This window comes from Companilactobacillus paralimentarius (assembly GCF_963227125.1).
GTDB classification, from domain to species: domain Bacteria; phylum Bacillota; class Bacilli; order Lactobacillales; family Lactobacillaceae; genus Companilactobacillus; species Companilactobacillus paralimentarius.
On sequence record NZ_OY724131.1, the window covers coordinates 732,509 to 758,255 of the forward strand.

The 25,747-nt window shown below is 34.0% G+C and carries 24 protein-coding genes and 1 pseudogene; 18 read left to right on the forward strand and 7 right to left on the reverse strand.

Annotation, left to right across the window (positions count from 1 at the left end; all coding sequences use genetic code 11):
* Nucleotides 1–394: 394 nt before the first annotated feature.
* The 6 genes and pseudogenes from ACI6PB_RS03410 to ACI6PB_RS03435 all read left to right on the forward strand — a co-directional run bounded on the left by ACI6PB_RS03410 (nucleotide 395) and on the right by ACI6PB_RS03435 (nucleotide 6,057).
* Nucleotides 395–925 carry a DUF2975 domain-containing protein gene (locus ACI6PB_RS03410; RefSeq protein ID WP_309511161.1) on the forward strand — a complete coding sequence of 177 codons (531 nt, stop codon included), beginning with the start codon at nucleotides 395–397 and terminating at the stop codon, nucleotides 923–925.
* A 10-nt stretch (nucleotides 926–935) separates the two neighbouring features.
* A pseudogene (locus ACI6PB_RS03415) lies at nucleotides 936–1,139 on the forward strand (helix-turn-helix domain-containing protein); the annotation flags it as partial.
* 603 nt (nucleotides 1,140–1,742) lie between these two features.
* Nucleotides 1,743–2,165, forward strand: coding sequence for a CopY/TcrY family copper transport repressor (locus ACI6PB_RS03420; RefSeq protein WP_025086072.1), 423 nt, complete (start codon nucleotides 1,743–1,745; stop codon nucleotides 2,163–2,165).
* Nucleotides 2,162–4,219, forward strand: coding sequence for a heavy metal translocating P-type ATPase (locus ACI6PB_RS03425; RefSeq protein ID WP_309511159.1), 2,058 nt, complete (start codon nucleotides 2,162–2,164; stop codon nucleotides 4,217–4,219). Before ACI6PB_RS03420 ends, ACI6PB_RS03425 begins: the two co-directional genes overlap by 4 nt.
* A 161-nt stretch (nucleotides 4,220–4,380) precedes the next feature.
* Nucleotides 4,381–4,608: a type II toxin-antitoxin system RelB family antitoxin gene (relB, locus tag ACI6PB_RS03430; RefSeq protein ID WP_025086415.1), complete on the forward strand. Its 228-nt coding sequence runs from the start codon at nucleotides 4,381–4,383 to the stop codon at nucleotides 4,606–4,608.
* A 90-nt stretch (nucleotides 4,609–4,698) separates the two neighbouring features.
* The gene (locus ACI6PB_RS03435; protein ID WP_404279688.1) at nucleotides 4,699–6,057 is read left to right on the forward strand and encodes a M20/M25/M40 family metallo-hydrolase; all 1,359 of its coding nucleotides are present in this window, start codon (nucleotides 4,699–4,701) and stop codon (nucleotides 6,055–6,057) included.
* 207 nt (nucleotides 6,058–6,264) lie between these two features.
* Here ACI6PB_RS03435 and ACI6PB_RS03440 read toward each other — a convergent pair whose 3' ends face one another.
* Both ACI6PB_RS03440 and ACI6PB_RS03445 read right to left on the reverse strand, forming a co-directional pair.
* Complete coding sequence (locus ACI6PB_RS03440; RefSeq protein WP_404327769.1) at nucleotides 6,265–7,257, reverse strand: sensor histidine kinase; 993 nt, start codon at nucleotides 7,255–7,257, stop codon at nucleotides 6,265–6,267.
* Between the two features lie 11 nt (nucleotides 7,258–7,268).
* Entirely contained in the window at nucleotides 7,269–7,943 is a 675-nt protein-coding gene (locus ACI6PB_RS03445; RefSeq protein ID WP_025084626.1) for a response regulator transcription factor, read from the reverse strand.
* 82 nt (nucleotides 7,944–8,025) lie between these two features.
* Between ACI6PB_RS03445 and ACI6PB_RS03450 the strand changes: the two genes are divergently transcribed.
* Together ACI6PB_RS03450 and ACI6PB_RS03455 are read left to right on the forward strand one after the other, a co-directional pair.
* Nucleotides 8,026–8,796: an ABC transporter ATP-binding protein gene (locus ACI6PB_RS03450; protein ID WP_081784483.1), complete on the forward strand. Its 771-nt coding sequence runs from the start codon at nucleotides 8,026–8,028 to the stop codon at nucleotides 8,794–8,796.
* The gene (locus tag ACI6PB_RS03455; protein WP_025084624.1) at nucleotides 8,777–10,774 is read left to right on the forward strand and encodes an ABC transporter permease; all 1,998 of its coding nucleotides are present in this window, start codon (nucleotides 8,777–8,779) and stop codon (nucleotides 10,772–10,774) included. Before ACI6PB_RS03450 ends, ACI6PB_RS03455 begins: the two co-directional genes overlap by 20 nt.
* On the opposite strand, the gene ACI6PB_RS03460 is transcribed toward ACI6PB_RS03455, so the two are convergent.
* Complete coding sequence (locus tag ACI6PB_RS03460) at nucleotides 10,764–11,036, reverse strand: hypothetical protein (protein WP_148299147.1); 273 nt, start codon at nucleotides 11,034–11,036, stop codon at nucleotides 10,764–10,766. The genes ACI6PB_RS03455 and ACI6PB_RS03460 overlap by 11 nt on opposite strands.
* Before the next feature lie 225 nt (nucleotides 11,037–11,261).
* Between ACI6PB_RS03460 and ACI6PB_RS03465 the strand changes: the two genes are divergently transcribed.
* From ACI6PB_RS03465 to ACI6PB_RS03485, 5 genes are all read left to right on the forward strand, one after another.
* Nucleotides 11,262–11,987 (forward strand): MBL fold metallo-hydrolase, encoded by a 726-nt coding sequence (locus ACI6PB_RS03465; RefSeq protein WP_309511155.1) that lies wholly within the window; start codon nucleotides 11,262–11,264, stop codon nucleotides 11,985–11,987.
* 258 nt (nucleotides 11,988–12,245) lie between these two features.
* The gene (spxA, locus tag ACI6PB_RS03470) at nucleotides 12,246–12,644 is read left to right on the forward strand and encodes a transcriptional regulator SpxA (protein WP_404327770.1); all 399 of its coding nucleotides are present in this window, start codon (nucleotides 12,246–12,248) and stop codon (nucleotides 12,642–12,644) included.
* Between the two features lie 185 nt (nucleotides 12,645–12,829).
* Entirely contained in the window at nucleotides 12,830–15,451 is a 2,622-nt protein-coding gene (locus tag ACI6PB_RS03475; protein ID WP_309511153.1) for a BspA family leucine-rich repeat surface protein, read from the forward strand.
* Nucleotides 15,452–15,577: 126 nt separating this feature from the next.
* Nucleotides 15,578–16,249: an adaptor protein MecA gene (locus ACI6PB_RS03480; RefSeq protein WP_025084620.1), complete on the forward strand. Its 672-nt coding sequence runs from the start codon at nucleotides 15,578–15,580 to the stop codon at nucleotides 16,247–16,249.
* Nucleotides 16,250–16,306: 57 nt separating this feature from the next.
* Nucleotides 16,307–17,158 carry a competence protein CoiA family protein gene (locus tag ACI6PB_RS03485; protein ID WP_309511152.1) on the forward strand — a complete coding sequence of 284 codons (852 nt, stop codon included), beginning with the start codon at nucleotides 16,307–16,309 and terminating at the stop codon, nucleotides 17,156–17,158.
* Nucleotides 17,159–17,210: 52 nt separating this feature from the next.
* On the opposite strand, the gene ACI6PB_RS03490 is transcribed toward ACI6PB_RS03485, so the two are convergent.
* On the reverse strand, nucleotides 17,211–17,864 hold the full coding sequence (locus tag ACI6PB_RS03490; protein WP_404351110.1) for a DsbA family protein: 654 nt from the start codon (nucleotides 17,862–17,864) through the stop codon (nucleotides 17,211–17,213).
* Nucleotides 17,865–18,077: 213 nt separating this feature from the next.
* On the opposite strand from ACI6PB_RS03490, the gene ACI6PB_RS03495 reads away from it, so the two are divergent.
* The 5 genes from ACI6PB_RS03495 (at nucleotide 18,078) to mgtE (ending at nucleotide 22,985) form a co-directional block, all read left to right on the forward strand.
* The gene (locus ACI6PB_RS03495) at nucleotides 18,078–19,106 is read left to right on the forward strand and encodes an IS30 family transposase (protein WP_041501690.1); all 1,029 of its coding nucleotides are present in this window, start codon (nucleotides 18,078–18,080) and stop codon (nucleotides 19,104–19,106) included.
* A gap of 140 nt (nucleotides 19,107–19,246) precedes the next feature.
* Nucleotides 19,247–19,903: a GTP pyrophosphokinase family protein gene (locus ACI6PB_RS03500; RefSeq protein WP_025084617.1), complete on the forward strand. Its 657-nt coding sequence runs from the start codon at nucleotides 19,247–19,249 to the stop codon at nucleotides 19,901–19,903.
* A complete protein-coding gene (locus ACI6PB_RS03505; protein WP_025084616.1) occupies nucleotides 19,900–20,712 on the forward strand; it encodes an NAD kinase in 813 nt (270 codons plus the stop codon). Before ACI6PB_RS03500 ends, ACI6PB_RS03505 begins: the two co-directional genes overlap by 4 nt.
* Nucleotides 20,699–21,619 (forward strand): RluA family pseudouridine synthase, encoded by a 921-nt coding sequence (locus tag ACI6PB_RS03510; protein WP_404327773.1) that lies wholly within the window; start codon nucleotides 20,699–20,701, stop codon nucleotides 21,617–21,619. The genes ACI6PB_RS03505 and ACI6PB_RS03510 overlap by 14 nt, the downstream gene beginning before the upstream one ends.
* On the forward strand, nucleotides 21,612–22,985 hold the full coding sequence (gene mgtE / locus ACI6PB_RS03515; RefSeq protein ID WP_404327774.1) for a magnesium transporter: 1,374 nt from the start codon (nucleotides 21,612–21,614) through the stop codon (nucleotides 22,983–22,985). The genes ACI6PB_RS03510 and mgtE overlap by 8 nt, the downstream gene beginning before the upstream one ends.
* A gap of 109 nt (nucleotides 22,986–23,094) precedes the next feature.
* Here the strand turns inward: mgtE and ACI6PB_RS03520 are convergent, their stop codons facing one another.
* From ACI6PB_RS03520 to ACI6PB_RS03530, 3 genes are all read right to left on the reverse strand, one after another.
* Nucleotides 23,095–23,739, reverse strand: a complete 645-nt coding sequence (locus ACI6PB_RS03520) for a copper homeostasis protein CutC (RefSeq protein ID WP_404327960.1) — start codon at nucleotides 23,737–23,739, stop codon at nucleotides 23,095–23,097.
* 90 nt (nucleotides 23,740–23,829) lie between these two features.
* A complete protein-coding gene (locus ACI6PB_RS03525; protein WP_404327775.1) occupies nucleotides 23,830–24,669 on the reverse strand; it encodes an undecaprenyl-diphosphate phosphatase in 840 nt (279 codons plus the stop codon).
* A gap of 33 nt (nucleotides 24,670–24,702) precedes the next feature.
* Nucleotides 24,703–25,722: a lactonase family protein gene (locus ACI6PB_RS03530; RefSeq protein ID WP_404327776.1), complete on the reverse strand. Its 1,020-nt coding sequence runs from the start codon at nucleotides 25,720–25,722 to the stop codon at nucleotides 24,703–24,705.
* Nucleotides 25,723–25,747: the final 25 nt, after the last annotated feature.

Genomic DNA, 25,747 nt, shown 5'->3' on the forward strand with positions numbered 1-25,747 from the left:
TACTAACCTTGCTACGCAAATTAAATAAAATGAGGATCTACAAATTTTTTACTACCGACTGATCTCTTAGTTCTAGTATTATCTGGTGTTTTAAATCTACGAATATAGAAATTTTAAATCAAAAGAACGGCCTCCATTAAGTATTCAAGATATATCCTTTACTTGAATCTCTTAATAGAGGTCGTTTTTATTTTACAAAATTATGTATTAAACACATTTCCAATTCTTGCGGAAGATGGGAATTTAAGTACATTCATATTTTAACTAAATTTGGGTAAGAACCTTTTAACAAATTTGTGTTTTTGTGTTTATTTTATTATTGTAAAACGATATTAAAATGTTGATTAACAAAAATTAATATCTGTAGTAGAATACGACATAGGGGGTGCTTGAAATGAAAAAAATATCAAGCCTTATTTTAAAAGTGTTATCGATCCTAACTGTTGTAGCTCAAATATTTTGTGGAATTGCAGCTGCATCTGTAATCTTCGCAAACGTTGCGGTCTTATTTGTTTCAGGGGAAGCTGCAACAGAGCTTAAGAAGTATGTTTTACAACCATCTAACTTGAGCAAAGGGATGTTGGAATTAAGTGGATTGAATGCTTTATTGATTTTAGTAAGTATAATTTTTGCCTTACATGCATTACGTAAGATTATTAATAATATTGCAGAAAGTAACTTTTTTGTAGAATCAAATGTGAATAACATGAAATTAATGGTGGGTTCCGTCGTAATTTTCATTTTGGGTAACATTCTTAGTATGATGTTCTTCTCATTTGGAAATGGTCGAAATTTAAGTTCAGTATTTAGTAATTCTTGGGGACAAATTGGTAGTTATTTGATACTTTTGGCGATTATTTATATGCTATATCTAGTATTCAAATATGGTTTTGAGTTACAACATGATTCAGATACTGTTATTTAGGTGATTGTAAATGATTAAAATAAATCTCGATTTAATGATGTTAAAGAAAAAAATTTCTTCAAAAGAATTAGCTCAAAAAATTGGTATCACACCTGCTAATTTATCGATTCTTAAAACAGGTAAGGCCAAGGGTATCCGTTTCGTTACATTGGAAAAAATTTGTGAAGTTTTAGATTGTCAACCAGGAGATATTTTGGAATATCAGAGAGAAGAGTCAAAAGATATGAAGAAAACAGTTTATGAACAAGTTTTTGAATTAGTTGATGCAATGTATAATTCTATAGTTGAAGAATCTGATTTTGATCCAGAAGTTATCAAGGTTCTAATGACGGCAGGAAAGTATCTTAATGAAAAAAAGATGCCACCTCAGGTAATTGCTGCTAAAACGGTCAATGGAATTATTTTGGCCAACATGTCCAATAAGTCAAAACTTGATCAAATTAATTCAGATCGCTTAAATCAATTATTAATGTTATCTCGATCTGAAGGTTACAAGTGGTCATCCGTTGGACCAACTGATTTGAGAGTTCAATTTTAGATTATGCAAGTAAGATATATTCTTTCATTTGAAGGGTTAGTATGTTAATCATCTTTGATGGTTAGTGTGCTGGTCCTTTTTATATTAAATACTATTTTCTATGTTTAATAGTTGAAACGAACTACGCAAGGTCAACTAATTCCAATACTTAGTTAAACCAATTCTTATTTCACTCTTTGACAATTTTAGAAGCATAATACTTTACATATTTTGTTTACAGATGTAAACTTTAAATTGTTGAGAAGACTACAGATGTAAACCTAAAAGGGAAGTGACAATATGACAGAAATCGAAACGATGAGTAAAGCTGAATGGCAAGTAATGAGGATCATTTGGACTTTGGGTCAGGCAACCAGTAAAGAGGTTATTGATATTCTTGAGCGAAAGACTGATTGGAAATCTGCCACGATTAAAACGTTAATCATTCGGTTGCAAAAGAAAAACTTTTTAAAGGCTGAAGAAACCAAACGTCCTTATGTGTACAAGCCACTGATAGATGAGGATTTAGCAATTCATCAGAGTGTGAACAACTTATTTGATAATCTTTGTTGTATGCGAAAGGGGCAAGCAATTAAGGATTTAGTGCAAAACTCTGAGATCTCTCAAAGTGATATTTCTAGTATTGTTGAAGCTTTGAATGCTAAAGCTAAGACAGCTCCAGAGGAAGTTGAATGTAATTGTTTGGAGGCAAATTTATCATGAAAGATATGAATGGAATGAAAATGAATGATAACGATCATTCAGAAATGGATATGTCTGGAATGGACATGTCGGATAGCCACATGATGATGCACGGTGGTCATATGATGGATATGGGGGACTTGAGGAAGAAATTTTGGATTTCGCTTGTTTTGGCAATACCAGTATTTGTACTATCTCCATTTATGGGTTTGAATTTGCCTTTCCAAGTTCAGTTTCCTGGATCTGATTGGATTGTATTAGTTTTAGCTACAATTTTGTATTTCTATGGTGGAAAGCCTTTTATCACTGGTGCCAAAGGAGAACTACAATCTAAGCAACCAGCTATGATGACTTTGATTACTATGGGTATTAGTGTTGCTTATATTTACAGTTTATATGCATTTGTCATGAACGATTTGATTCATTCATCACAACACATAATGGATTTCTTCTGGGAATTATCATCCTTGATTGTGATCATGCTCTTGGGTCATTGGATCGAAATGAAGTCTACCATGAGTGCAGGTAATGCTTTACAGAAAATTGCCTCACTGGTTCCAGATCAAGTTCATATGGTACATGATGGAGAAACGATGGATCATGATATTTCCATGGTCAAAGATGGAGATATCGTTGAGATTCGTGCCGGTGAATCAGTACCATTAGATGGCCATATTGTTAGTGGGTCTAGTTATATTAATGAGTCATTAATTACTGGTGAATCTAAGGCTGTAAAAAAAGAAATTGGTAGTAAAGTTGTTGGTGGTTCTATCAATGGTGAGGGTACAATACGTGTGAAAGTTGATAAAGCTGCCAATGAGGGTTACCTATCGCAGATCAGTAAACTTGTATCTGATGCACAGAATAATCGTTCTAAGACACAAATGTTGGCCGACAAAGTATCAAGCTGGCTATTCTATGCTGCTTTGTCAGTAGGAATTATTGCTTTTGTTTACTGGTTAATTTTTGGTGATATGAATACAGCTTTAAACAGATTAGTCGCTGTTTTGGTGATTGCTTGTCCGCATGCTTTAGGATTAGCTATTCCTTTGGTTATGTCACGTAGTACATCAATTGCTGCAACTAATGGTTTAATTATTCGCGATAATCAAGCTATGGAAAATAGCCGTAAAATCGATTACATCGCAATGGATAAGACTGGAACTTTAACTGAAGGTAAGTTCACTGTTAACGGTTTGAAGAGCATTGATTCCACAGTTGATGATGGTAAATTATTATCAGTTATTGCTGGTATTGAGAGCGGATCTAGTCATCCTATAGCTAATAGTATTGTGCAATATGCTAAAGATAAGAAAACTGAAATAGCCAATTTTGATAATGTTCAAGCAATTAAAGGCTATGGTATGAGTGGAAGTTTAGAGGGACACAAATATTATTTAGTCAATATGAAGTATCTAAAAAATGAGAATATTCCAGTTGATAACAAATTAGTTCAAACGTATTTAGATAAGGGAAATACCATTAGTTACTTAGTAGCAGATAAAAAAGTTCTTGGTTTTGTAGCTTTAGGTGATCGGATTAAGAAGAACACGATTGAATTTATTAAAGAGTTAAAAGCCAGAAATATTACACCTATTATGCTAACTGGTGATAACAAAGATGCTGCAGCAATTATGGCTAAACAAATGGGTATCGACGAATTCAGAGCCGAATTGTTGCCAGAGGATAAGAACAAAGTTATTAAAGAACTTGAATTGTCTGGTCATCACGTCATGATGGTTGGGGATGGTATCAATGATGCTCCTAGCCTTGCTGCTGCAACAATTGGTGTTGCTATCGGAGCAGGTACGGATGTCGCCATTGATTCAGCAGATGTGATTCTGTATAACAGTGATCCATTTGATATTATCAAATTCTTAAAATTGTCCCATCATACTTATCAAAAGACAGTCGAGAATCTCTGGTGGGGAGCCGGTTATAATATCGTCGCAATCCCACTAGCTGCCGGAATTTTAGCAGGAGTTGGATTTGTTTTAAGTCCAGCTGTTGGAGCAATCGTGATGTCACTTTCCACTGTTGTTGTCGCTATTAATGCATTAACTTTAAAAATGTAATTTAGAGAAATTGCTAGATAATGTGTCATTAACTATCCATATTGGATATTCATTTTATAAAATAAAAATTATATAATAATGAATTGTGAATAGCTTAACTATTGAAAAAAACTATTCATGAGGATACACTATGTTTGATATGGGACAGGTGGTGATGAAAGATGGCAACTATCTCTTTCCAATTAGATGATTTTGATGAAAAGGTGATTCGCAATTATGCTAAATCGAAAGATATGAGTATTTCATCTTTTCTTCGTACAGTAGTGATTGAAAAAATAGAAGACGATATTGATGATGAGCTATATGAACAAGCGTTACAAGAATCCAAGAATGGATCTCAAGATATTACGCTAGATGATTTGAAAAAAGCAATGAGTCGGTATTGTTAGATAAAAAAGCAGAGTGATTAATTCTGTATTAAGATAGGTAGTAAGTCCACATTTGTGGATTTACTACCTATTTTTTGAGGAGTGATAATTTTGAATCGAAGAGATCAATTTATTGAGGATCATTCTAAAAATTTTGAAGTTCTTTTAAAAAAGTTAATTACAATTAGAAGTCTTAGTGTCACCGGTGAGGGAATTGAAGATGTTGTAAAATTTTTGACCAATTTGTTAAAAAAACTATTACATGCCGATATTGAAGTGATTCCTACCAAAGGGCATCCCATTATCATAGCAAAGCTTACAGGTACCACTAAAAGGAATGTTTTATTGTACGGACATTACGACGTTATGGCTGCTGGTGATATTTCTAAATGGCAAAGTGATCCCTTTACATTATCTAAAAGAGAAGGACGCTTTTATGGCCGAGGAGTCGGTGACAATAAGGGACAACTGTTGGCTCAAATATTGGGTGTTTATTCTTATTTAGAACTACATCAAACTTTACCTTTTAATGTGACTTTCTTTATTGAAGGTGAAGAGGAGCAAGGCAGCCCAGATTTAGCAGCAGCCGTTAAAGAATTGGCTCAGACAAAATTGAAAACAGTTGATGCAGCCATTGTTGTGGATGGATCAGCTAATCCTGATGGAACCAATGTTTTACGTTTAGGTAATCGTGGTGTTTTTGCTTTTGAATTAATTTCGAAGACGGGACAACACGATAACCATTCAGGCAGTTTTGGTAATATTATGACCAATCCAGTAACTCAATTATTCAATTTTTTGATTAGAATCTATGATGTTAAAACTGGCCAAGTAAAAATACCTCATTTTTATGACGGAATTTTGGAACCAACAGCAGGAGAAAAAGAATGGATAGCAAAATTACCTTTTAATAAAGATGAAATTATTGCACAGGCTGGAATTAATCAGTTGGCAATGGACAAATTTACTTATTATCATAAATTAATGTTTGAGCCTACCTTTAATATCTTTGGGATTAAAGGCGGATATTTACAGAAAGGGGTAAAGACAAGTATTCCCCATGAAGCTTCATTAAAGGTTGATTGTCGCCTTGTTGATCGGCAGGATATCTCTGTCATTAAAGAGAATCTTTTGAAAGTATATCAACCAGAAATTGCTAGTGGACAATTGCAAGTTAGTATATTAGGTGAATTGCCGCCAGAAAAAACGTCGGCTACGTCTGAACAGATTGAATGGCTCTATCAAGCAATTAAAAGGGCTACTGGTAAAGCTTATATAGAACCAGTAATGCCAGGATCAGTTCCAAATTATGTTTGGAAGAACTTTTTAAAGGTTCCTGTTTTTACGATTCCTTACGCCAATGCTGATGAACGTAACCACGATATTGACGAGAATATGACAATTAAGAATTTCTATAATGGGATTCGTATTAGTTATGAAATATTATCTGGAAACTCTTCTGAGATATGAAGCTATGTGCTTTCGAGGATACAAAAAGAGCCGGACACTGAAGATGCCTGACTCTGAATAAATATTTAGTTGATAATGTTAAGACTTTTAGGGCTGAGGATAGGTTATTACTCCAGACTAATCAATTTAATCTAGTAAAATAAAAACGCCTCTATTAAGGGATTCAAGTAAAGAATATATCTTGAATACTTAATGGAGGCTGTTCTTTTACTTATAATAAGGTAAATCAAGAAAGGTGATGATAAATTCAGTTCCTTGACCTACTTGGGATTTGACTTCAATCGCATGACCAAGTTTGTCAATCATCTTTTTAACTAAATACAAGCCCATACCAGTAGATTTACTACCTGATTGACGGCCATTGCTACCGGTGAAGCCTTTGTTATAAATTCGACTAACATCCTGATTGGCGATACCAATACCATTATCTTTGATATGCAATTCGACATTATTATTTTTATTTGTTGTGAAAATAGAAATTTTGCCACCACGATCAGTGTATTTCAAACTATTTGAAATAATTTGATTGAGAATAAAACTCAACCATTTTTCGTCAGTTAAAATTTTCTTATCAGTAATGTCTAAACTGATGCCAGTACGTTTGTTAATAAAGAGACGTTTGTTGGTTCTGATAGAAGCCTTAACAATATTGTTGAGATTCTGTTCTTGAATCAAATAGTCATTGGAAAAGTTATTCAGACGGGCAAAGTAGAGCGCCTGATCAACTAAGTAATCAATTTGATCAATTTCTTCATCAACTAAGTTTTTGTCTAACTCATCATCTTGTGAAAGCTTCAAGGCTGCTAAAGGAACTTTAATATCATGAACCCAAGATTCTGTATACTCCCGTTGATCCTTTTGATTTTGATAAAGTTTGGTCAATTCATTACGGTATTCTAAAGAAATGTTATTAATTTTTTCCTGAATATATTTTTGCTCATTATTGTTAGCACCAACCAGTTCTTTGGATAAGTCGTTTTGATAACTTTCTAATTGTTTGTACCAAAATTTCTTGTGATTGTAAGAAATTGATAAATTTACCACTAGAAAAACCATAGCTAAAATCCATGTATAGATTAGTGTACCAGGATAGAAATTGACGTTAGGGTCGAGAAAGAGAACTATCTCTACAAAAGTAACACCAATCAGTACAATTAAAATTGAATAAATATGATCTTTTAAATATTTGAAAAATGACATGATTTACCTCGTTAAGGAATAATGTATCCTTGACCAACTTTAGTTACAATATAATTTTTGAGACCATACTTCTCGATCTTGCTACGAAGGCGATTGATGTTAACGGTTAGAGTATTATCGTCAACAAAACGCTCATCATCCCACATGAAATTGAGCAATTGTTCACGGGTAACAATTTTGCCCTGATCTTTTAAGAGACGTTGAAGTAATTTGTATTCATTTTTGGAGAGATCAATTTTATTATCATCAATTTCAACTGAACCGCTTGAAAGATTCAATTTCAAACCGTTGTGTTCGATCACATCGCTAGTATTCTTGGTGAAATCGTAAGTTCTACGTAATAAAGCATTGATTTTAGCCACTAAGATATCAACTGAAAAGGGTTTTTCTACAAAATCATCAGCACCCATGTTCATGGCCATAATTTGATCCATATTGGAATTGCGAGATGAGATGATTATAATGGGAATTTTAGAAATTTTTCTAATTTCTTGATTCCAGTAGTAACCATCATAAACGGGTAGATTGATATCTAAAAGAACCAGATCGGGTTTGTATTCGTTAAATTGATCAATGATATTATTGAAATCCTTCGTAATATAAGAATTGATTTGCCATTTGGCAAGGTTCTCACTGATTAACTTGGAGATGGATTGGTCATCTTCGATAATCATAATTTTAGCCATATTAAAATTCCCTCCGTGCTAGAATGAAGACACTGTGTATATAATATGATAACAATAATTATTTAATTATGGAGAAATTACGTTGCAAATAATTGTAAAGAATATTTCAAAAGATTTTGGAAAGAAAAGAAGTGCTGTTCACGCTATTAAGGATATCAGTTTAAAAGTTGAACATGGTGAGTTTTTAGGAATCATGGGTCCTTCAGGTGCCGGCAAGACAACACTTTTAAATATGATATCTACCAATGAACGTCCTGATCATGGTCAAATAATTGTTGATGGTCAAGATCTGACACAATTGCATGATCGTGATCAGACTAAGTATCGTCGTAACAAGATGGGGTTCATCTATCAAAGCTTCGAATTGCTGGACTCTTTGAATGTGAAGGAAAATGTTATTTTACCACTAGCCTTAAATCGGTCAAATAAGAGATTAATTGAAGAGCGTTTCAATTATATGATGAATTTACTTAATATTGAAAAACTGAGCAAACGTAATATTGATGAATTGTCTTTAGGACAGCGTCAAATTGTAGCAGCTGCCAGAGCTTTGATCAATAGTCCGGAGATTTTGTTTGCAGATGAACCAACAGGAAGTCTTGATTCAAAGTCAGCTACGATTTTGTTGAATTATATGCAATTAGTTAATCAACGTGAAAAAACGACCATTTTAATGGCAACACATGATGCCTTTACAGCTAGTTATTGTAGTCGTGTGATTTTTATTAAAGATGGAGTAGTTTTTTCTGAAGTTGTTAATCCTGGTAATCGAGATAAGTTCTTCGAACAGATCATCAATATGCAACGGACGATTGGAGGGGGAAGCTATTTCAATGTATCACAAGATAATTAAGCGTAGTTTATATAATATGCGTGATAGCTATTTAATATACATTCTGGCTTGTGCTTTTGCCATAGGCGTTTTTGGAATTCTGATTTCTTTGGGTGATAATCCTTCGGTTCGAGTTTCACTGCGGTCGTGGAATTCATTTATTTCAGATATAACTGTCATAATGAGTGGGATTTTTGCTTTTTGCGCCTTTATTTATATGGTTTATGTTGGTGGCTTTTTCATTAAACAGCAACGTAATGAGTTTCGAACTTTTGAGAAATTAGGGATGCAACGCTGGGTCATCGTGGCAATTAGTTTTATTCAAACAACGATTGTGCAGGCTTTTGCCTGGATTATTGGTCTGACCACAACTTTAATTTTTCAAAAGTTTATGGGAATGGCACTATTTTATCTGATGCGCTTACGATTTAATTTCATAATGCATATCAGTTGGAATGATGTTTTCCTTTTAACCAAGATATTTTTCTTTTCGACATTGGCTTTGAGTGTGATTAACGCTATTAAGACTTTTTTGATTTTACATCGAAAGACAGTTAAACGTGAAATAAAGACTCGTTGGTGGTTAAGAATTCCAGCAGGACTCTTTGGCTTATTGTTATTGTTTAGCGCCCAGATCTGTACGGTATCGTTATTCTACGATATGCATACGATCAGTTACTCGTCCAAACCAGGTGTCGAGATATTTTTTGTTATGCTGGCTGATATTTTTGGAACATATTTAGTTTATTTTGGATTCTTGCCGACTATTTTGAATACTTTACAGCGAATTCATTCAGTTTCTTATTCAGGAATCAATATGTTCTCTTTTAAATACTTGAAGGAGAGATTGTTTCAAAATATTTCTATCTTATGGTTTGTAACTGAATTATCGGCCCTGGCTTTGATGCTACTGACTTTTTGCTATTTTGGATATCAAGCAGTACATCGTAATTATAATAGCATCTATCCTTTTGAATTGGCTGCTGATAAAAGTACTGTCGGTGTGATTAAGCAGGAACTGAAAAATAGTAAGGCCCACATTAAAGGTGAGTATCAGACAAATGTAAAAGTTAATTTGGTATCTTACTATAAAAAGGACAATCAAGACTATATTCGTCAACCAATGACTTTCATGTCATATAGCGATTATATGTCTTTACCCAAAAGGATGCGAAAATGGAACAGTAAAATTAATTCGCGTGAATTCCTGAAGATTGATTATAACGGATCAATTTTTGAAAATCGTCACTTTAAAGAACATGATATTCAAGTCAAAAATTCGCCTGTCATTGCTACGGTTAAAACAGGAAGCTCGTTTCCATATGGTAGTTCGATGCATTTTGGACCGATGATGGTTGTGCCTGACAAGTATTATCAAAAGATGCCGGCAGAAGTTGAAGATACTTTTTACGGTTGGGATTTTAAACGTGGAGATCGTTTGAGCACGAAACAATTGGAAAAACTCGATAATTTTCGTGATGCTTATTATATGAAAGTTGATTTTAAAAAGACCTTGGATCAATCGACCATTGAAGTATTGAAAAAAGCTCCTGATAGAGGAGAATCAATCTATACTCAAGCTGGATTCTTAAGGCAAGGGAGCATTAAGAAGAATTTTACCCAAGCTGGTGGATTCTATCTCTTTATCGTATCTTTGTTCAGTATTGCCTTGTTGATTGCCTTAGGAAGTGTTTTGACGTTGAGAATCTTATTGAGGGATGATTATCAATCACGACAATTGCGGACATTACAAAAAATCGGTGTCGAAGAAAGTGAGGTCAAGCGTATTGTTCGTCGTGAAAATACGTTAACTTTCCTGATACCGTTGATTTTTGCTCTGGCACAATCAATTGTTGCGATTGCGATGTCGAATACTGGACGGCACATCTCAAAAAATATTATTTTGATCTATGCTGGTTATGTCGTTTTATATGGTCTCTTTGGTTTAGTGAGTTTCAAAGTTTCTTGGCATGGCATTAAACACAAATTTAGTCTGTGACGATTGAGTAACTCTTAGTGAAGAAACCAAAGTCTTCCTCATTAGTACCCTGAATTTGTGATTGAACTTCTAGTTGTAAGTTTTTGTTCCATTGCTTTATTTGATGAGTTTGTGTAAAAGTTTTAAGAATTAAATATTCTCTTGGACTATCTCTTTTTTGAAAGACAGCTGTTGCGGTAGAATTAAAGGAGTATTCATGGAGACTGAATAATTTATTCTCAAATAACTTGGCTTGATCGGGATTGAATTTCAGATATGTCAAGGAATATAACCTATTAAATTCTTGATATTCTCCATTGATACTGCGGTATTGTGCAAAAGTGGACAACTTTTTTATTAAAAGATGGTCTGCGTTCAGACTAAATAAGGGTTTTAATAAAGTATCAGCAGAAGTTTGCTGACTCTTTAAAAAATTATATGTGCCTAGCTTTAATGTTATGTTCATAATTATTGAAATCCTTTCAATTTAAATTTTTTGGAGGTTTCTATGTTAGTTACAGTATTAGGTTTTTACGGAGGGTATCCTTATAAAGGAATTGGTACTTCTGGATACTTATTGCAAAACGACGGTAAAAATTTGTTGATTGATTGTGGTAGTGGTGTTCTAAATTCACTATCTAACTACATGCAACCAACAGATTTAGATGCTGTTGTTTTATCCCATTATCACCATGATCATACAGCAGATGTGGGTGTTCTGCAGTACAATTGGCTCGCTGCTAAGAAAGAAAATCCACTACCTATTTATGGTCATACACAAGATTTTGTCAACTTTGCTCAACTGACAGAACCAAATGCAACTAAAGGAATCGCCTATAACGACTATGAACCAGCTGAGATTGGAACGTTAAAGTTCGAATTTCTCAGAACAGTTCATCCAGTTCCAGCTTATGCGATGAGAATTACCGATAGTAAAGGTAAGGTAATCGTTTATACAGCTGACACCACATATTTTGACGGTTTAGTTGACTTTAGTAAAGATGCAGATTTATTAATTGCTGATACTAATTTTCCGGATGACGTAACAGGTCGTAAATGGCACTTGAATACAAGGGAAGCTGGAACTTTAGCTAAGGATGCTAATGTTAAGCGTCTTATGATCAGTCATTTACCTCAAACAGTTGATGTTGAAACAATGTTAAGTCAATCACAAAAATATGCAGGAGAAATTCCGGTCGTGAATGCCTTCCAAGGTTTAGAAATCGAAGTTTAATCGCAGAGCGATAGGATTCTATTTTCAATGAAAGTACTATAAATAATAACTAATGCAATAAATTAATTCTAGTTTATGATATTTGTGAAAAAAATACATAAACGGCTATTTATTGGGTACATGTTTTCACAATTAAACAAATTTCGAACAAATATTCGTAACTTTTTATTGAAAAACTATAGATTTTATTAATGCAATGGGTTACAATATTATTGTGTTTAAAGAGTTTGATACTACACAGGAAAGGAGAGATTATATATGGTAACCATTTATACATCTCCAAGTTGCACATCATGTCGTAAAGCCAAGGCTTGGCTCGAGGATCATGACATTCCTTACAAAGAAAGAAACATTTACTCAGAACCTTTAAATAAGCAAGAAATTAAACAAGTTTTACAAATGACTGAGAATGGTACAGAAGAAATTATTTCTACACGTTCAAAGGCATTCCAAAACCTTAAGGTTAATTTGGACGATTTAACAATTGATCAATTGTTGGATTTAGTTCAAACAAACCCTGGTTTGTTAAAGCGTCCTATTATTATGGATGATAAACGTCTTCAAGTTGGCTTCAATGAGGATGAAATCAGAAGGTTCTTGCCTAGAAGTGTTAGAACTATGGAACTTCAAAGGGCTCAATTAATGGCTGGATTATAAAATATGAACAGAGCATTTCCTAATGGAAGTGCTCTTTTTTTTGTCTCAAATTTAATAAGGATATTTTGAACAATCTTTTAAAGAATATATTCACAATAGAACAAATATATTTATATTAATTGAAAAAGTATATTCATGACGTTTGGTATAATTCATCTTAAGAAAACGATTTCAAGGTGGACATTATGCATATATTCAGAAAATTCATCTTAAATAAGAATTTTTTTGTCATATTATTGGCAATATTATTTTTGGAAACCCTGTGTATAACTGTTTTTGAAACAAAGGATGTACAGGCAGCTACGGAAAATGATCTACAGCAATTGTTAAATCAAAATGCTGCTAATTTAATGAACAATGAAATTCTTGCACAAACTGATGACTTGATACCCACAGCAGCAACAATTACATATAGTGGCGTCAATGGTACGGCTAATTGGGACATTGACAGTACAGGAAAATTAACGGTTCATTCGGGGCAATTAGCTTATGGTGTGGGCAATTGGAAGAATTATGCTAGTTCAATAAAAAGTGTTTATGTAGAAGAGGGGGTAAAAGTAAATAGTGACTTTGTTACATCAAATGGTAATAATGGAGTTTTTTCAGATTTAGAAAATGTTACGACAATTGATGTAACCAATTTAGATGTATCAGCAGCTAGGACATTGGGATACATGTTTAGTGGTGATAAAAAATTAACAGAAATAATTGGTCTTGAAACTTGGAGAACACCCAAAGTTAATTGGCTCAGTAGTATGTTTTACGATAATAATTCTTTAAAAAGCTTGGATTTGTCGAACTTTGATACTAGTCAAGTAAATAGCTTTTCTAGTATGTTTATGAATTGTCGTTCGTTAGAGTATCTTAATATATCGGGGTTCGATACTTCTAAAGCTGACAGTTTAAATCTTCTTTTTCTGGGGGTTCCTGGTGAAATAATTGGATTAAAAGGTTTGGATACATCCAATATAACTTCTATGAGGTCAACATTTCAGAACGTAAATTTCATTAAAAATAATCCTGATGATATCAAGGATTGGGATGTTTCTAAGGTTACGGATATGTCAGGCTTGTTTGATGGAAGTAAGTTTAATGAGTTGGATTTAAGCAAATGGAATATAGGTAAGGTTACAGACATGTCCTCAATGTTTAATGGTGATAGTAACGTTTCACAAGTTAAAGGAATTAAAGCATGGGATACTTCGGGTGTAGAAAATATGTCTTCAATGTTTGCAGGGGTAACCGATAGTGATCTTTCGGTGGTAAATGATTGGAATGTCTCAAATGTCACTTCAATGTACTCAATGTTCGGCAATTGTTCTAATTTGGCAGAATTAGATTTGTCCAATTGGAGTACTCCGAAGTTAAACAATGTGAAGAGTATGTTTAACAATGATAAATTACTCAACGAAGATACGTTGAAAGGATATGAAACTTTAGTTACTGATAAAACTTTGTATATGGGTTCTATGTTTTCAGGAACAGGATTCAAAACGATTGATTTATCACAGTATGATACTTCCAATGTGAAAGACTTAAGCAGCGTATTTATGGGAACTACTAAATTGCAAAAGATAATTGGTACGTTTGACACTAGTTCGGTGGTTGATATGACATCATTATTCAGTGGCTCGGCTATTACTGACTTTGATGGTTTAAATATTGTTGATTGGGATACCTCAAAAGTTGAGAACATGAACCGTATGTTCCTAGGAACATCGATATCGAATTTTGATTTCTTGAAGGATTGGAATACTTCGTCCCTGACTGATTTAAATTCGACATTTTCAAGAAATACTAAGGCTAAGACGATACCGTTGGTCAATTGGGATGTGTCTAAAGTTAAGAGCTTTTATTCGACCTTTTATGGTTCTAGTGCGTTGGAGAGTTTGCCCATTGAAAACTGGAATGTTACTAGTGCGACAACAATGTATGGGATGTTTTGGAATGCATCTTCTTTGAAAAAATTAGATTTCTCTAAATGGAATACTCCTAATGTGAAAAATTTTTATGCAATGTTGAATAGTACCTCTGGTCTAGAAACAGTCGATCTCTCAGGATTGGATACCACTAATGCAACTGATATGAATTATTTCTTTGGCGCAGAAAGTAATCTGTGGAAGATTACGCTTGGTTCTAAATCAGTTATGAAAAATCTTCAAGGGCAGCCAAATACGACTGGAGTTCAATTTCCAAGTCCGGTTGTAGGTAAAGAAATTAATGATTCATCAACTTCTGAATCTTATAGTGCAATTAGTGATAAATGGCAAGAGGTTGATTACGCAAGTGGAGGTTCTGATCATCAACCAGTGGGAAATCTCTTTTCAGCACAAGAAATTGTTGATCAATTTTCCAACATAGGTAATCCAGTTACTACTTATGTTTGGCAGCAACATCCAATGATTAATATCAAAATGCAAGTACCAGATATTGATTTTGGTACGATCAATAATGCACCGCAGATCTTTCATCGAAAAGATAAAAATTTTGCTATAACGATTAATAACAACAATTATCCATCCGATAAAGTTGTTTCAAAAATCATGGTTTCTTTATCTGAACCTTTAATCACGTCAGATGGTCGAAATACTTTGGAGAATGCCTTAGTTTATCATGAAGAAGGAAAGGATCAGCAAATTCTATCAGATACTCCAATCACGGTTTATGAAAAAGAAATTCCCGATGGTATTAGTTCCATTAATTGGGATGATGAAAATGGCATTTTGTTAGATATGAGCAATCAAGGTTTTGTTAAGAGTGATAGTTACTCAACCACTTTAAATTGGACTATGATTAACAGTTTATAAGTCGTTACTTTTGACTAGTTTTTCGAGTTTTAGTATATTATTTGAATGACTCGAATTATCGGTATATGATAGTTGAAATAGTTTATAAGACTGTTAGAATGTAGATACAGAATTGAGGTGACTATGATGGAGATGGATCGACTTAATGAGAATACAATCAGAGTCATTCTTAGTACGGAAGATTTACAAGAACGTGGTGTAACTGTTTTAGATTTGTTAGGTAACAAAAAACAAATCGAATCGTTCTTTTACAGTATTTTGGATGAGGTTGATAAGGATCATGTCTTTACGAATAACGAACCAGTTACTTTCCAAATAATGCCAAACAAAGCAGGTTTGGAGTTGTTGATTAGTAAGAGTGATGATTCTGAAGATACGGATTCATTGCCATTAAATGGGCTACAAGGTTCAGTCGTTAATAATAATGATGATACTAACGAGGCAAAGATGGGTACTGAGGAATATGATAGTGATACAGCACCATATTTGAATGACCCGGATACACCTACGAAGACGATTATTGTTGAATTTAAAGACTTTGAGGACTATGTCCAATTGGCTGATTTATTACACTTAGAAAGTGGAATTTCAAATCTTTGGGAATATGACAATAAATATTACTTGCAATTGATTCTATTCACAGATGAGATGCATGAAATGACTTATAGTGATGTTTTAGCTTTACTTAGCGAGTATAGCTTTAAAACAAAAGTCACAGCGGCTGTCTTATCAGAGTATGGTAAGGAAATTATGTCCAAAACAGCGTTGGAACTTACTAGATATTATTTTGATAAATAAAACCAACTCAATCAGAGTTGGCTTTTTTTTGCGTAATTTTAATTAGAGGTGATAGAAGTGTACGCTGCTTTAAATGAGTCCGGCCTACTAGTTGATGCGCTAAAAGCAAAGAAAGAGGATAGCTATTATTGTTGTTATTGTAAACAAAAAGTTAAATTGATCACTACACAATCACGGATTTACTTTCGACACAAGAATAAATGTAACAATGAAATAAATGAACGACTGATTCATCGAAAAGGTAAAAAGATATTGATGAATGAATTGAGCAAATTGAATTTGCAATCCTTGAAGAGTGAAGTTTATTTGTCAAAAATTAAACAACGACCAGATATTCTAGTTAATGGAAATTTTGCAGTTGAGTATCAGTGTGCACAGATTAATGTTGATATTCTAACTAAAAGGGTCAACGGATATCGTACTGTAGGCATAAAGAATATTTGGATTTTGGGTGGTCACTATTTGAAGGCTAAGTTAGGACGTGAACATTTAAAATTTATTACTTACAATAAAATTTGGCGATTTTATCTGTTAACTTTAGATTCACGACAAGGAGTAATGAAACTTTTTTATAATATTGAATTCATCGGTCCTTTTAATAAATTAATTTATCAAGTGAAAGTTTTTCCAAGAACAAAATTTTACAAATTATTTATATTTCGACCGGAAATGACTCAAAAATCGAGAATATATTCCAATAAGCACTGGTTAAAGAAAATTCGAAAAAAGAATGATTTAGTTTCACAAAAGTTTAAATTAGACTTTTATAATGCACGTAGAATAACTGTGGAAGAGTATCTTAAAAAGGGTAGATTTGAGGCTGAATATCCTATTTTTGCCAATCCGGCTTGGCAAAGACATTGTGGTCAAATATCCAGGCGATTGCGACAGCCATTGTTAAAAAAATAGCTACTAGAAACCCAATTATTAGGATCTCTAGTAGCTATATTCGTTTGTAGAGCTATTTTCTAAATCTATCTAAACTGATAACTGTTCCAGATGAAGAAACGTTACTGGCAACGTCTTGTGGAAGTTCTCGTTCCAACATGATATTAATGTTATTAGTGATATTTTCCTGAGAAGTAGATTCTCCGAAATTATTGATCATCACACCCGGTTTTTCATCGTCATAACAATCAAAGATTACAGCTGTTGGAGCCTTTTGAATATGCATTTCCATTGATAGTTGTTGATCACGTTTTAGACCTTGACTGACACATTGACTTTCTTTGTCAGTCATAATGGATTTGTAATCAAGCCCACTATTGTTAATTACACGTCTGATAGTGTTATCATCAAAGGGATTATTCAAAATATTTACTTGTTCTTGAAGATTCATTAAAAAGTTACGTGCTTTTTTGTTACCCTGACAGGATGCTGCTTTGTATAGTTTTGCAGCTTCAATTACATCTTGAGATGCACAGGTACGTTCCTTAATGTCGGTAATCTTGAAACCTTTTAATTGAACATAATCGTTAATTGTTGCCATATTATAGTTCGTCACAAAATGATATTGTGTATCAATATCGTGTTTTCTAGTGAAGTCAATAATTGCTTGTTCCACTTTTAAACAATACGAACATAATGGATTAATATATATAAATACTTCCCACATTATGTTTCCCTCCATCTCTATTGCAATGTCATTCTACCAACATTTTTAAAAAAGGTAAAATTTTAAACTCAAAGATTGGTAATATTTATATTTGGCGAATTTTATAATCAAGTTAGCCACTTTCAATAAAAGCTCAAAATAAAAACACCAAGACGAAAAAATCAGGTATCATTGGAGTTCCTACACAAACAATGAAAGAGGTTTTTCGTCTTGATGCAAGAAAATGATACCATAATACGACCTAAGGGACACCATTTAACTGAAATTGAACGTGGTGAAATAGCTTCGCTTCACCTTTTGGGATTCTCAAATCGTAAGATTGCTCACGCCGTTGGCGTTTGCCCTCAAACTATTAATAATGAGATCCGCAGAGGGACCGTAAGACAGGTTAAAAAGGTTAATGGGAAACAATATTTCTCTAATGATTATTACCCTGATACCGCTCAATTACGTTATGACACGCTGCGTAAGCAGTGTCATCGACCTTCTAAGTTTAATCGAGTTAAACAATTCCTAAGCTACTTTGTAGAACAGTTCAAACAGGGGTGGTCTCCAGATATAATCGCAGGTAGATCACGTGTCGATGGGTTATTCTTTAAAGATGAAATGGTATCAACTACCACTCTTTATAAGTACATCGATGAACAACGTTTAGAGATACGTAATATAGACTTAACCGACAAAATGAATAGATCTACCAAGCTACACGTTTCGAAGAAACATAAGCGTCTATTGGGTAGAAGTATCGAGGAACGTCCTGAGAGCGTTGACTTGCGAGAAGATTTTGGTGACTTTGAAATTGATACTATCGTTGGTAAGAGAAATGGTCACGAGAGCGTAGTCTTAACACTTATTGAGCGTAAATCCAGATTCGAGATAATGCGACTTATTGACGGTAGAGATGCCGACTCTGTTGATTACGCTATGGAAGAGATCAAACATAATTACGGTCACATTATCAACTCGATAACCGCAGATAATGGTCCTGAATTTGCTAATCTCGATTCTGTTATGTCTGGAGTTTCAGATGTTTATTTTGCACATCCATATACTTCCTCAGAAAGAGGAACCAATGAAGCACATAATAGAATGATTCGTCGTGACTTGCCCAAAGGGCTGTCACTCGATTCTATTGCTCCAGATTTAGTATCCTCTATTGAATCAAAGCTCAATGATATGCCTAGAAAGTTGTTGAACTACAAAACTCCACGGGAACTATTCACTAGTTTCTGTGGAGTTTAGAAATGCACTTTTCTGGCACTGATATATTTCGTATTTATTTTTTGGACAAGTGGCTAACTTGTTCTTGTAATTTTCGAATATTTATATTTAGATGAATCTTTTACAAAACTACGATATATTTATATTAAAGCGAGGTTATTATGTCAGAAATCAAATGGAATGAATTTTTGATACCTTATTCACAGGCAGTTGATGAGTTAAAAATTAAATTTAGAAACCTACGAAAAGAGTTTCTTGAAAAGAATGAACATTCACCCATTGAATTTGTGACGGGACGTGTTAAAACGGTTGATAGCATTAAGGAAAAGATGCGTCGCCGATTTATTTCTAAGGAATTATTGGAACAAGATATGCAAGATATTGCAGGAATAAGAATTCAGTGTCAATTTGTAGAAGATATTTATGAAGTGGCTAAATTATTACATATTCGTGAAGATATGCGAGTTATTGAGGAACGTGATTACATTGCTAACAGTAAGCCAAGTGGTTATCGTTCATATCACGTAGTAATTGAATATCCAATTCAAACGTCTAATGGACAGATAAACATCCTTGCCGAGATCCAAATTAGAACTTTAGCAATGAACTTCTGGTCAACAATTGAGCATTCGTTAAATTATAAATACAAAGGTGATTTTCCTGAAGAGATCAATGAACGATTGAAACGAGCCGCTGAAGCTTCCTTCATGTTGGATGAAGAGATGTCCAAAATACGAGAAGAAATTCAAGATGCTCAGCAATACTTTACAGATCGAAAACGGGATTTAAATGGCCCAACGGAGCAGGATAAAAAATGAAATTATGGATTAATAATAATAATAAAGAACAATCAGTTCAAGCAGCAAATAAATTACGTAGCAAGTTGTTAAATGCTGGTTTGATTTTGGATCGTCGTAATCCGCAATTAGTTATTAGTGTGGGGGGCGATGGAACACTTTTAAGTACCTTTCATGCTTATGCAGCACATTTGGATAGTGTGAGATTCTTAGCTTTACATACTGGTCATTTGGGCTTTTATTCTGATTGGACGGATACAGAGATTGATGAATTAGCTAAGCGAATTATTGAATGCCAAGATAATATTCCTTCAACCAGTTATCCGGTTTTGGATATTGTTGTTGAAAATAAAGAAGGTTCACTCTTTCATGGAATAGCAATCAATGAAACTGTTGTCAGACGTTTGTCCTCTTTAACTATGAAGACGCGGGTTGACTTAGATAAAGAATTCTTTGAGAGTTTTCGTGGGGATGGACTTTGTTTTTCAACACCAACGGGATCGACTGCTTATTCTAAGTCAGTTGGTGGTGCTTTAATTCATCCTAAAATTAGTGTCTTTCAAATGATTGAAATTGCTTCGATTAACAACCGTGTTTATCGGACAATTTCTTCACCAATCATTATTCCTCACAATCAACAAGTTGACCTTTATCCACAGACAGCTGATGATTACGTTATTAGTTGTGATGGAATTACTACAAAGCTCAAAAATGTTAAGAAGATTACAATTAAACTTAATTATCAACGAGCCCAATTTGCCCAATATCGTCATAGACACTTCTGGACTAGAGTAGAAACAGCCTTCTTAGCGCAAAATGAAAAAAAATAATCGTTTCCTAAAATTTATAGTCAATTCTCATGATAAAAAAACTATCCGTAAGTTTCTCGTGCAACATAAATTTTCCTCTAGTCAATTGCACAATATGAAAAATAAAGGCGGACGTATTTTTGTCAATCACAAACAACGACATTTCAATTTTCAATTACATGATGGGGATGAGATGTTGATTGTTCTTAATGCTGAGGAACCGTCTGATTTGATTAAACCAATGACAGGATCAGTAGATGTGATCTTTGAGGATGACTATTTATTAGTTGTCAACAAGCCACCAGGGATAGCTAGTTTACCTGCTAAAGCTCGTGATAGTAAAACCATGGCTAATTTAGTTAAGGGGTATTTAATTTCTAAAAAAGAGAATAGTACGATTCATTTAGTTACTCGATTGGACCGTGATACTTCAGGCCTAATGGTCTTTGCTAAGACATCCTATGCTCATTCATTGCTAGATCAAATTCTTCATACAGAAGATTTCCAAAAATTTTATTTAGCAATGATTTATGGTCATATTCAACCAGCTAATGGATTAATTGATTTGCCTATTGGTATTGATCCAGATGCCTTTTATAAGAGAACGATTGATCATCAAACAGGTAAGAAGTCACAGACTGTTTATAAAACGGTGGAGAATTACAGCAATGGCAGCTTGTTGGAACTTAAATTGCTAACGGGTCGAACTCATCAAATACGAGTTCATTTGTCAGCTAGTGGTCATCCTATTATTGGTGATGATATGTATAGCCAAAAGATTGATCCTAGAATTCGTCGCCAGGCGTTACACTGTTATAATTTACAAATAGTTCATCCAGTAACAAAGGAGTTATTAAATTTAAAGGCGCCTTTACCTCAGGATATGGTAATCTTAAAGGGTGTATTAAGGGGTGAGGGAAATGGATGAAAATGAAAAAAGACTGCAAGAAAAATTTGAACAGTTAAAACGGTACCTCGATAGTGATGACAAGAAGAGGTTTAGAAAAACCTATCTTGATATGCATTTTTACGATCAAAGTACGTTCTATCTCACTTTAAACAAAGAAGAACGAATTACGCTTTATTCCATCTTGGAACCGGATGAAATGGGTGATATGTTCGATACCATTGAAGATGATAATCTAGCAATTCCTGAATTATTGAAGGAAATGGATTTGGATTATGCTTCGAAGATGTTGAATGACATGTATGATGATAACGCCGCTGATGTTTTGGAACATTTAGACAAAGTTGATGTTGATCGTTTCTTGGAACAAATGCCTCGAAATGATGCTAATAATCTAAGAGGATTGTTACATTACGATACTGAAACAGCTGGTGGTATTATGACCACTGACTATGTTCAATTCCATGAAGAAGAGACGGCTTCTGTAGCTATTAAAGCTTTGAAACAATTTGCAGAAACTGCAGAAACAATTTATTATCTGTATATTTTAGATAGTCACAATGATTTAGTTGGAGTAATGTCGTTACGTGATTTAATTATGTTAGATGATGATGCTACTTTAGGCGATCACATGAATAGTGACGTTATAACGGTGAATGTAGATGCTGAGCAAGCTGAAGTAGCTCAAGTCTTTAGAGATTATGAGTTCTTAGCTGTTCCAGTAGTCGATCATTCAAATAAAATGGTTGGTATCGTTACGGTTGATGATGTTATTGAAGTTATTGATGATGAAGCTCAACAAGACTATTCTGGTTTGGCCGGTGTTAGTATGGATGAGGCCAACAATGATGGCCCGTTTAAGGCAGCCTCAAAACGTTTGCCTTGGTTGATAACACTGTTATTGTTAAGTATGATTACGGCAACTTTAATTAATCACTATGAGAATCTTTTGGCTGAAGCTAGTATTTTAGCGGTCTTTATTTCAACTATTACAGGTACGGCTGGTAACGCGGGTACACAGAGTTTGGCCGTGGCTGTTAGGCGTTTAGCAGTTGAAGAAATTAATCGTCATGAATTTTTGAAATTGATAGGCAAAGAATTGATCACTGGTTTTGTAACCGGACTAGTTACAGGTGTTTCAGTCTTCCTATTAGTTGGTATTTGGAAACATAACTTTGTTTTAGGTATGGTTATTGGCTTAGCAATGTGTGCCGCTATAACGGTAGCTAACTTAGCTGGAAGTTTAATTCCAATGTTAATGTCTAGCTTTGGATTTGATCCAGCTGTAGCGAGTGGACCATTTATTTCAACATTAAGTGATTTGACCAGTGTTTTGATTTACTTCAGCATCGCTGGTGTATTTATGCAATATTTCGTTAAGGTTTGAAAAATCGAACACAGAAATTTGGTCTGTGCAATTCGTTTCTGTCAAAAAATAAGTATTAAAAAAGCTCAGTATAACGACCATCAGGGTTGTTACACTGGGCTTTTTTTAGCTATTTATTAATACCGTCGATAACCTTAGTACCGTGAACTTCTTTGACACCTAGCTTTTCGGCAATAGTATCACAGTTTTGATAATTAACACCACCACCAGGTAGAATTGTAATTCTACCAGCAGCATAATCAACGTATTCTTTGATTTTATCGATGGTCTGATCAATAGGAGTAGTCAACGGGCCACCATGAGTAAGAATTCGGTCGACATCATGATCAACTAACCAATTAATAGTTGATTTCTTATTATCTTCTGCTAAGGCATCGAATGCCATATGAAAAACAATTTGCATACCGGCTGAACCTGCAATTAGTTGTTCCATGGCATCTTCATCTAAATCGCCATCAGGAGTCAAAGCACCAAAAGCAACTCCGTCAACACCTAATTTTTGAGCCTGAAAGAGATCTGCTTCCATCATTTTGATCTCTAAATCATTATAAACAAAGTCTCCACCACGAGGACGAATCATTTCAACGACGGGAATAGATTTTTCTTGTAAATATTTTGTGCTTTCTTGAAGTACTCCTAAGCTAGGGGTAGTACCACCAACGGCAAGATTGTCGTTTAGTTCAATTCTATTGGCACCTTTTAATACAGCAGTAGGAATATTAGTGAAATTTTCAACAGCAACTTCTTTATAAATAATACTCAGCTCCTCTTATATTTATTCTTTTAAAAATAAAATCCCGACCAATTATAATACAATTGATCGAGATTTAACTAGCATATGAAATTAAGCCATCAATGCTTTAGAACCAAAGTAAGCAATTACGATAATAGCTAAGATGATTCTGTACCAACCAAAGGCCTTGAAATCATTACGTTTAATGTAATCAAGTAAGAATTTGATTGAGGCATAAGCAACGATAAATGATACCAAAGTACCAACAAGAAGAATTATCGTTTGATCACCAGTAAAGGTATTACCATGTTTGAAATATTTAAATATTTTCAAAAGACTAGCACCAAACATTGTTGGAATAGCTAAGAAGAAAGAGAATTCAGTAGCTACGAATCTAGATGTACCAACTGTCATACCACCTAAAATAGTTGCACCGGAACGTGATGTACCAGGAACTAGTGAAAGGACTTGGAAAAGTCCGATTTGAAAGGCAGTTTTGTAAGAAAGACTATCCAGATCAGCTGTTTGAGGTTCTTTATTTTTGAGCCAATTTTCAACGACAATGAATAAAATACCATAAATTAGTAAAGTGGCTGAAATTACTTTCCAACTAGTAAGGTGTTTATCCATCCAGTCATTTAATGGAAGTCCGATAATTACGGAAGGTAAGATAGCAACAATAACTTTAAACCAAATACTCCATGTTTGTTTCTTTTCTACATTATTTTTCTTAGGTGAGAAAGGATTCAATTTGTGGAAGTAGATGAGGATAACGGCTAAAATCGCCCCAAACTGGATAACTACCATGAACATATTGATAAAGGCAGTGGGTTCGTTTAATTTAACGAATTCATCAGCTAAATACAAATGTCCAGTTGAACTGATAGGTAGAAATTCAGTAAAACCTTCGATAATACCAAGGATAATGGTTTTAATGATTTCAATGAACATAATAATTAATTATTCTCCTGACTAAATTTGGAACTAAATAAAGTGTACACATACACACTCAGGAATGGAAATATTATTTTCCAAACTAGTCAAAATTCCTTTTTTCATATTTCTCTTAAAGATAGTGATGTTATCTGAATCTTGGTTAGCTGCGATCAAGTACTTTTCAGAAGGATCTAAATCAAAATCACGAGGGCCTTTACCATCTGATGAGGTAGTATTGATTTTCTTGAGACGGTCACCTTTTTCATTAACACCGAAGAGAGCAATTGTGTCAGCTCCACGGGTTGAAGCATAAAGGAATTTACCATCTTTAGTAATTCGAATAGCTGCAGTAGTATTCTTTTGCTCATCTTTAGCAGCTTCAACTTCATCAACCAATGTCAATCCGGCTGTTTCAGCATTATATTCCATAACTAGAATTTTAGATGATAATTCACAGGCAACGTACACGTATGGTTTGGTTGGATTGAATACTAAATGTCTTGGTGCGTATCCAGCAGGTGCAATATAGTTATTCATCAATTTAGGATTCTTAGCATCAGATATATCATAAATATAAATACGATCAGCACCATAATCACAAATGATCAACTTGCCATCTGGTGTAAGGCTACTGAAGTGAGGCTTAGATTGATCTTGTTCAACACGAGGGCCATGACCTTCAAATTTAACTTCAGAATAGTGTTCGATTTTACCGTCGTCAGTTAAATGATCGATTTTAACTTTGCTCAAATGGAAATAAGCACTAAAAATCAAATTACTACTAGCATCGAATTTAACATATGATGGGGAAGTTTCTTCCGAGAAGTCTTCATCCAATAATTTTGGTTCGTCACCGTTGATATCGTAAACAACAATACCACCACGATCACCTTTTTTAGCTAAAGCAATCAATTTCAAATCGTTTGTTACGTCAATATATGTAGGACCGTTTAATTCAACTAGGACTTTAGGTGTAGATAATTCACCGTTGTCGGAATTGAATTCAGCTGAATAAACACCTTTACCAGCTTTTTTTGTGTAACCACTAAAGAGAACCTTTTCAAACATTACAAAAACCTCCAAACATTGTATA

Coding starts and splice junctions, on each gene's coding strand:
- ACI6PB_RS03410 (WP_309511161.1), top strand. CDS start 395: ATGAAAAAAATATCAAGCCTTATTTTAAAAGTGTTATCGATCCTAACT.
- ACI6PB_RS03420 (WP_025086072.1), top strand. CDS start 1,743: ATGACAGAAATCGAAACGATGAGTAAAGCTGAATGGCAAGTAATGAGG.
- ACI6PB_RS03425 (WP_309511159.1), top strand. CDS start 2,162: ATGAAAGATATGAATGGAATGAAAATGAATGATAACGATCATTCAGAA.
- relB (WP_025086415.1), top strand. CDS start 4,381: ATGGCAACTATCTCTTTCCAATTAGATGATTTTGATGAAAAGGTGATT.
- ACI6PB_RS03440 (WP_404327769.1), bottom strand. CDS start 7,257: ATGTCATTTTTCAAATATTTAAAAGATCATATTTATTCAATTTTAATT.
- ACI6PB_RS03445 (WP_025084626.1), bottom strand. CDS start 7,943: ATGGCTAAAATTATGATTATCGAAGATGACCAATCCATCTCCAAGTTA.
- ACI6PB_RS03455 (WP_025084624.1), top strand. CDS start 8,777: ATGTATCACAAGATAATTAAGCGTAGTTTATATAATATGCGTGATAGC.
- ACI6PB_RS03465 (WP_309511155.1), top strand. CDS start 11,262: ATGTTAGTTACAGTATTAGGTTTTTACGGAGGGTATCCTTATAAAGGA.
- spxA (WP_404327770.1), top strand. CDS start 12,246: ATGGTAACCATTTATACATCTCCAAGTTGCACATCATGTCGTAAAGCC.
- ACI6PB_RS03475 (WP_309511153.1), top strand. CDS start 12,830: ATGCATATATTCAGAAAATTCATCTTAAATAAGAATTTTTTTGTCATA.
- ACI6PB_RS03480 (WP_025084620.1), top strand. CDS start 15,578: ATGGAGATGGATCGACTTAATGAGAATACAATCAGAGTCATTCTTAGT.
- ACI6PB_RS03490 (WP_404351110.1), bottom strand. CDS start 17,864: ATGTGGGAAGTATTTATATATATTAATCCATTATGTTCGTATTGTTTA.
- ACI6PB_RS03495 (WP_041501690.1), top strand. CDS start 18,078: ATGCAAGAAAATGATACCATAATACGACCTAAGGGACACCATTTAACT.
- ACI6PB_RS03500 (WP_025084617.1), top strand. CDS start 19,247: ATGTCAGAAATCAAATGGAATGAATTTTTGATACCTTATTCACAGGCA.
- ACI6PB_RS03505 (WP_025084616.1), top strand. CDS start 19,900: ATGAAATTATGGATTAATAATAATAATAAAGAACAATCAGTTCAAGCA.
- ACI6PB_RS03510 (WP_404327773.1), top strand. CDS start 20,699: ATGAAAAAAAATAATCGTTTCCTAAAATTTATAGTCAATTCTCATGAT.
- mgtE (WP_404327774.1), top strand. CDS start 21,612: ATGGATGAAAATGAAAAAAGACTGCAAGAAAAATTTGAACAGTTAAAA.
- ACI6PB_RS03525 (WP_404327775.1), bottom strand. CDS start 24,669: ATGTTCATTGAAATCATTAAAACCATTATCCTTGGTATTATCGAAGGT.
- ACI6PB_RS03530 (WP_404327776.1), bottom strand. CDS start 25,722: ATGTTTGAAAAGGTTCTCTTTAGTGGTTACACAAAAAAAGCTGGTAAA.